Annotated in this window: 10 protein-coding genes; 6 read left to right on the top strand and 4 right to left on the bottom strand. The window is 46.7% G+C overall.

Annotation, left to right across the window (positions count from 1 at the left end; translation table 11 throughout):
• Both ACWA6V_RS05285 and ACWA6V_RS05290 read left to right on the top strand, forming a co-directional pair.
• The coding region (locus tag ACWA6V_RS05285; RefSeq protein WP_449521502.1) for an acetyl-CoA C-acyltransferase at positions 1-630 on the top strand (630 nt) is incomplete at its 5' end.
• A gap of 179 nt (positions 631-809) precedes the next feature.
• Positions 810-1,076 (top strand): hypothetical protein, encoded by a 267-nt coding sequence (locus ACWA6V_RS05290; RefSeq protein ID WP_449521503.1) that lies wholly within the window; start codon positions 810-812, stop codon positions 1,074-1,076.
• Between the two features lie 138 nt (positions 1,077-1,214).
• Here ACWA6V_RS05290 and ACWA6V_RS05295 read toward each other — a convergent pair whose 3' ends face one another.
• From ACWA6V_RS05295 to ACWA6V_RS05310, 4 genes are all read right to left on the bottom strand, one after another.
• Positions 1,215-1,625: a cell division inhibitor SulA gene (locus ACWA6V_RS05295; protein ID WP_449521504.1), complete on the bottom strand. Its 411-nt coding sequence runs from the start codon at positions 1,623-1,625 to the stop codon at positions 1,215-1,217.
• Positions 1,618-2,220 (bottom strand): transcriptional repressor LexA, encoded by a 603-nt coding sequence (lexA, locus tag ACWA6V_RS05300; RefSeq protein WP_449521505.1) that lies wholly within the window; start codon positions 2,218-2,220, stop codon positions 1,618-1,620. The genes ACWA6V_RS05295 and lexA overlap by 8 nt, the downstream gene beginning before the upstream one ends.
• Before the next feature lie 86 nt (positions 2,221-2,306).
• Positions 2,307-2,669, bottom strand: coding sequence for a DUF2845 domain-containing protein (locus tag ACWA6V_RS05305; protein ID WP_449521506.1), 363 nt, complete (start codon positions 2,667-2,669; stop codon positions 2,307-2,309).
• A gap of 59 nt (positions 2,670-2,728) precedes the next feature.
• Positions 2,729-3,559, bottom strand: coding sequence for an SDR family oxidoreductase (locus tag ACWA6V_RS05310; RefSeq protein WP_449521507.1), 831 nt, complete (start codon positions 3,557-3,559; stop codon positions 2,729-2,731).
• A 115-nt stretch (positions 3,560-3,674) separates the two neighbouring features.
• Here ACWA6V_RS05310 and fliS (ACWA6V_RS05315) point away from each other — a divergent pair, with 115 nt between their 5' ends.
• The 4 genes from fliS (ACWA6V_RS05315) to ACWA6V_RS05330 all read left to right on the top strand — a co-directional run.
• Positions 3,675-4,061, top strand: a complete 387-nt coding sequence (gene fliS, locus ACWA6V_RS05315; RefSeq protein WP_449521508.1) for a flagellar export chaperone FliS — start codon at positions 3,675-3,677, stop codon at positions 4,059-4,061.
• A gap of 13 nt (positions 4,062-4,074) precedes the next feature.
• Positions 4,075-4,353: a hypothetical protein gene (locus tag ACWA6V_RS05320; RefSeq protein WP_449521509.1), complete on the top strand. Its 279-nt coding sequence runs from the start codon at positions 4,075-4,077 to the stop codon at positions 4,351-4,353.
• A gap of 158 nt (positions 4,354-4,511) precedes the next feature.
• The gene (gene fliS, locus ACWA6V_RS05325; RefSeq protein WP_449521510.1) at positions 4,512-4,919 is read left to right on the top strand and encodes a flagellar export chaperone FliS; all 408 of its coding nucleotides are present in this window, start codon (positions 4,512-4,514) and stop codon (positions 4,917-4,919) included.
• A 280-nt stretch (positions 4,920-5,199) separates the two neighbouring features.
• On the top strand, positions 5,200-6,470 hold a 1,271-nt coding region (locus ACWA6V_RS05330; protein WP_449521511.1), incomplete at its 3' end, for a sigma-54-dependent transcriptional regulator.

The following is a 6,470-nucleotide window of genomic DNA, read 5'->3' on the forward strand; positions in this document are numbered from 1 at the left end:
CGCGAGACGGATAAATTCGCCCGCGAAATTATTCCGGTTGATGGGCATAACAGCGATGGATTTTTAATCTCGGTTGATCAGGATGAAACCATCCGTCCGGAAACTACAGTGGAAGCCTTGGCCAAATTGCCGCCGGTATTTGATCCTAAAAATGGTCAGGTGACGGCGGGGACGTCTTCGCAATTGAGTGACGGTGCATCGGTAATGTTGGTGATGTCGGCCGAGCGCGCAAAGTCGTTGGGATTAAAACCTATTGCTAAAGTGGTTTCGCTGGGGCTTGCGGGTGTGGATCCATCCATAATGGGTTATGGACCCGTGCCTTCAACAGAAAAAGCCCTAAAAGCGGCCAATCTAACCATCGATGATATAGACGCTGTCGAGCTTAATGAGGCATTTGCAGCCCAAGCCTTGCCGGTATTGAAAGATTTAAAGTTGCTTGACGTAATGAACGATAAAGTGAATGTGCACGGTGGCGCCATCGCCCTTGGACATCCCTTTGGCTGCTCAGGTACGCGCATTACAGGTTCATTATTGACGGTGATGCAGGATCGTGATTTGAATCTGGGCGTGTCAACTATGTGTATCGGTTTGGGGCAGGGGATTACGACAGTGTTAGAGCGTTTGAACTAATCTGCAACACGACCGTCTCTAAGGCGAAAAAAGGGCCAGCGTGTGTTGGCCTTTTGTTTTTTTGTTGGGTTTAGGAAGCTATTAAAGGCTCTTACTGCTAAAAATTTCTTGAATAGGTTTTTGAGATAATTGGGTGCTAGAATGCGCGCCCGTTTCGCGCTGAGGCCGCCGAGGTAGCTATGTCGTCTTTTTACGAAATTATTGAATTGCTGAATGGTGATGTTGCTTTGGCGCGAGCTGACGACGAGAGTAATGAGCCCTTGGTAACCATTCGTTTTTCGGAAGAATCCCTGGCCTTTTTAGGCGAGGAAAAATTCATGGTCGCCAAAGCCATGATTGAGGCGGGAATGGAGGCAGCGGGGGATATTGCTGATCAACAGGCGGAAGCTATGCTGGATGATTTGGTAGAAGAGTTGAGTGATGCGGAAAAACTGATGTTGCACTAGCAGATGGGTGAAGTATTTTTGTCTGTTTAATTTTTTATCTGTTCAATTATTGAGGCCTTGCCTCCCTGCGTTACTCCAGTACATCAAAGTAATTTTTCCTACCTTACGAATTTGATTATTAAAATAGTTGCGCTCAATTTAACGAACTCGCAACAGTAATCCCTGACACCCGCCGGTTTTAGCAGCCAATTCAAGCTGTGTAAGTTCTTTATCTGTCAATTTCCCCGGGCTTGATATCACCGTATGGCTATTGCCTGCAGAGAGTGCTTCCCAAGTGATCCACAATAGTGTTTGCGGATTCTGGCAGTGAATCACCCGAATGTAGCGTGTATTAACACCGTAGGATTCCAGCAGTTCGCGGCTGATATTGTGAGGTGCGATCCAGGTGATCCAGCGATCGCTGCAAGCATTGCTGAGAAATGCAATCATGGGCAATAGCAGCGCGACTTGCTCAGGTGAATCACTGGTCAATACCAGTTCAGTAACACCGCTAGCAGGTTGTTGGCGAGCGGTAGTGGTTACAGGTATTACACGGGCGATATTAGTCACGACGAATCACTCCTACACTAAGGCCTTCAATACTGAACTCTTGATCACGCATATCCACCAGGATAACATCGAACTCCGGGTTTTCCGGCCACAACTCGACCTGCGCATTGTTACCTATCCGTTTGAAACGTTTGACCGTCACTTCTTCGCCGATACGTGCAACGACAATCTGCCCATTGCGCGCTTGATCAGTTTTATGGACAGCCAATAAATCGCCATCAAGAATGCCGGCATCTTTCATGCTCATACCGTGGACACGCAGGAAAAAATCTGCACTGGGTGAAAAAAAGCTTTGTGGAATGTTGCAGTAGTCTTCGATGTGTTCTTGTGCAAGTATCGGGTTGCCCGCTGCGACACGACCAATAACAGGTATGCCAGATTGCAATTCCGGTAGTTTTATCCCGCGTGATGCACCGGGGATAATTTCGATAGCGCCTTTACGAGCCAGGGCTTTAATGTGTTCCTCGGCGGCATTGGCTGACTTAAAGCCGAGAATCCGGGCGATTTCTGCACGAGTGGGCGGATAGCCTGTTTCTTCCGCATATTGGCGGATGAGCTGAAGTACCTGTTCCTGGCGCGGTGTTAAGTCAGACATGATGCACTCCTGAATCTGTTTATTTGTACAGTAGTTGTGATTATATACAGTAATTCAGGTTGTGCAATAGTTTTTCAATCTGCTGATTATTTCACCCTGTCACCATAGCGGATGCTTTGTAATTGACCTCGTGCAAAATACAGATGTGTCATGAACTTGCCCTTGCCGGGGTTGTACGTCCAGATATCTATGTTCTCGCAGGTGGCGATAGCGATATTATTTTGCACGTTGTTATTCCCATTTTGTATTCCTTGTGGCTGGGTGGTTGCTGCTACGGGTTGACAAAAATTGTCGGTCATTACCGGATCACCACATTTATCGAGCACTTCTGCCTTGGTATCACCCACTTGCGCAAGTTTGGTTTTACAGCGCAAGGACTCAGCAACGCTCATATTGGAAAAGCTTGCGCAAATGGCTGTGCATAATAGGGCGATAACATATTTGTTCATGGTTTTCTCCTGCCTGTGATTTTATTAACTCTAGTCGCTGCAACTGAATGAGAAATGAATTAACTCCCGAGTTTACGCAGTAATTTATCGAGCCAGCGAGCAGGTAAAATGCGTTTCATAAAACCCACCAGATAGGTGGGAAAGGTGACGTAATAACGGGCCTGCGGCTGCTTGGCTTCCAGCGCGTGAATGACACGTTGATATACGGCGTCGGGGCCGAGTGTAAAGGGTGTTGTTGTTTCAGTTTTTTCAAGCCTCGCGATCGCGCTGCGATAGGTCGCGAGGTGACGGCTCTTTTCAATATCGATATGGTCGCGCAGTGCGGTCAACGCATTTTTTCTGAATTGGCTTTCAATCGGGCCGGGTTCAATCAAGCTGACATAGACGCCGGTCCCTTCGAGCTCAAGCCGTAGCGTATCGCTAATCCCTTCAAGCGCATACTTGCTGGCGTTGTAGGCACCGCGCAAAGGCATGGCCGCAATACCCAGTACGGAAGAGTTTTGGATAATTCGTCCATAGCCCTGCTTGAGCATAATGGGCAGGGCTAAATTGGTCAGTTCACACCAACCAAAAAAATTGGTATTGAATTGCTGGCGCAGCGCGTTAATCGATAAATCCTCTACTGCTCCAGGTTGGCCATAAGCGCCATTATTAAATAAGCCATAAAGCGCGTTTCCGGAAAGCGCCATTGCCTGCGCAAATCCGCTGTGAATCGATGCTGAATCCGCAAGGTCAAGTTGTACGCACTCCAAACCCTCCTGCTGCAAGCGCGCTACATCCGATGCTGAACGACATGAGGCGATAACGCGATATTCTGTTTTTTTTAGCTCATGTGCAACGTAAAAACCTATGCCAGTTGATGCGCCGGTTATAAGAATAGTTTTTTGCATTATTGTCAGTTTCTGGTTAAAGGTTTCAGGGATTCTGCCGTTAGCTTAAGGGTCGGGGATTGTTCTCTCAGATCCGATAATAGCAAAACAAAATTCAAACACTCCGTGGTGATTTATGAATTCCTATTCTGCCGTGCAAAATTATTCCAGCGTTAAAGTACATTCCGGTATTGAAACTGCATCACCGCACCGATTGATTCAAATGTTATTTGAAGGAGCGCTTGAACGTATAGCTCAAGCTAAAGGTGCTATGGCGCAAAATCAGGTTGCACGTAAGGGTGAGCTGATTGGTAAAGCGGTAGCTATTGTTGGAGGATTGCAGGGAAGTTTGAATGACAAAGAGGGTGGAGCGTTGGCTGCCAACCTCGATGGTTTATATGACTACATTATTCGTCGCTTGAGTCAGGCTAATTACGAAAACAACGCAGAGTACCTTGATGAATGTGGTCGTTTGCTGGGTGAGATAAAAACCGCCTGGGATGCGATTGGCAGTCAAGTGTAACGAGGAGTTTGTTATGGCGATTCAGTTGGTGTCAGCGCCTGACTATCGTGGTCAGGCTGGTATTATGGCGATGCGCAACCTACAGCAGGAATTAACCAAAGCGCTACAAGTTGAGGATTGGGATAGGGTGCGGCATCTGGATCGCATCTGCGTGGTATTGATTGATAAAGTCATTGCTGCCAATCGCGATGACAGATCTACTTTGGTATGTGCCTTGGGTGAATTAAAGGGCGTCTACGCAGGACTGATAGCGCAATGTCAGCGCGAGGTGACCCTGCTGCATGCGACTTGAGACGTGTGTTCTGTTCAATAGTGCATGCGGTTGTGATAAAAAGTGTTAACGAATACTAGTTCATTAGGTTTTTAAAACAACTCTCTTATAGCAAAACTCGCAAAAACGTCTTAGCCCTGCTAGCCTTAGGGAACATAACTGCTAGCAGGGGATAGTCTGTGTCAACCTACAATCCGCAAGAAGCACTGAAGCAATACCGTCAATTGGGTATTGAATCTGAAATCAGCAATGCTTCACCACATCGTTTAATTCAATTGTTGTTTGAGGGTGCATTGGCGCGTCTGGCGGCTGCGCAGGGAGCTATCGAGCGTGGTGATCCGGCAGCCAAAGGAGAGCTGTTGGGCAAAGCTATCAGTATTGTTGGTGGTTTGCGCAGCTCGCTGGATATGAGTGCAGGGGAGTTGTCCGAGCGTCTTGATCAACTCTATGAATATATCAATCTGAAGTTATTGGAAGCTTCAGTGCAAAATGATGTTGAAAAAGTAAATGAAGCTATTCAATTGCTGAAAACCATTAAATCCGGATGGGATGAAATTGCACCGCAGGTTTCATCTACCCAGCCATAAAACAGTCAATCATAAAAATACTTTGTGTAATTTCTAATCGATATTTTCATAAGCCCTCGATGAAATTGTATTTAGATAAAGTGTGAAGATAAGGCATATTTTTGGCGAATATTTATTCTACTTGTGTGAATGTTGTTAAAACGCCAAAAACATTCCGCCATAAATTTGACTAAGACCACTGCCTCGTCTATTACTTACTCCAATAAGCCGTCTCGCCGTCTTGAATGAGTTTTTTCCCGTATTCAAGATTTTGGCATGAAATGAAAAAAGGTCTTGGGGTATGTGGCGCAACAATAAAGTTCTTGTTATAGACGACAATCAGTCACGCAGACACGATTTAAAAATCCTGCTGGATTTTCTCAGTGAAACCACACTCACTGCAGCCAGTGATACATGGCAAGCGACAGTCGCTGAAGAAAACAATGGGGAGGATTATGTTGCCATTTTGATAGGTGACTATCGCGACAGCAATCAATCCCTCGCGCAACTCCTGAAAGAAATCCGCTCCTGGAATGATGAGTTGGCCATCGTATTAATTGGCGATGAAAATCAAAATGCAGATGAAGGGTTGGATGACCTCTACCGCTTTATGATCATCGCGACCCTCTCGCTGCCGCCTACTTATAATAAGCTGGTTGATACACTGCATCGTGCCCAGTTGTACCGTGAAGCGCAGTCAACCAGTAAACGTCAGCCCCAGCGTCGCCCGGTACATTTATTTCGCAGTCTGGTGGGAACCAGCCGTGAAATTCAAAACGTGCGCGAGATGATGGCGCAGGTGGCCGATAAAGATGTATCGGTACTGATTACGGGCGAGTCAGGTACGGGGAAAGAGGTGGTTGCGCGCAATTTGCACTACAACTCCCCGCGCCGGGATAAACCTTTTGTTCCGGTTAATTGCGGTGCGATTCCGGCGGAATTATTGGAAAGCGAATTGTTTGGCCACGAAAAAGGCGCTTTTACCGGAGCAATTAACTCGCGCGCCGGTCGGTTTGAAATGGCTGAAGGCGGCACCTTATTTCTGGATGAAATCGGCGATATGCCGCTCAATATGCAAGTTAAAATTTTGCGTGTATTGCAGGAGCGCTGTTTTGAGCGTGTAGGTAGCAATAAAACCCAGCCAGTGGATGTGCGAATTATTGCAGCGACCCATCGCAACCTTGAACAGATGATTATTGAAAATACGTTTCGTGAAGATTTATTTTATCGCCTGAATGTATTCCCCATTGAATTACCATCTTTAAAAGAGCGCTCTGAAGATATCCCGCTGTTAATGAATGAGTTGGTGTCGCGGATGGAGAGTGAGCAGCGCGGTTCCATTCGTTTTAATTCTGCAGCGATAATGTCACTCTGCCAGCATGAATGGAGTGGCAACGTACGCGAACTCGCCAATCTGGTTGAGCGCATGGCGATCATGCATCCCTTCGGTGTTATCGGTGTACAGGACTTGCCCGGAAAGTATCGCCATGTTCATCTTACAGACCAAGATTTTGTGCATGCCCCAATAAAAACCAATGCTGTTGCCTCATCCCGCAACACCACTTATGTAGA

It is taken from the genome of Cellvibrio sp. (assembly GCF_053579595.1).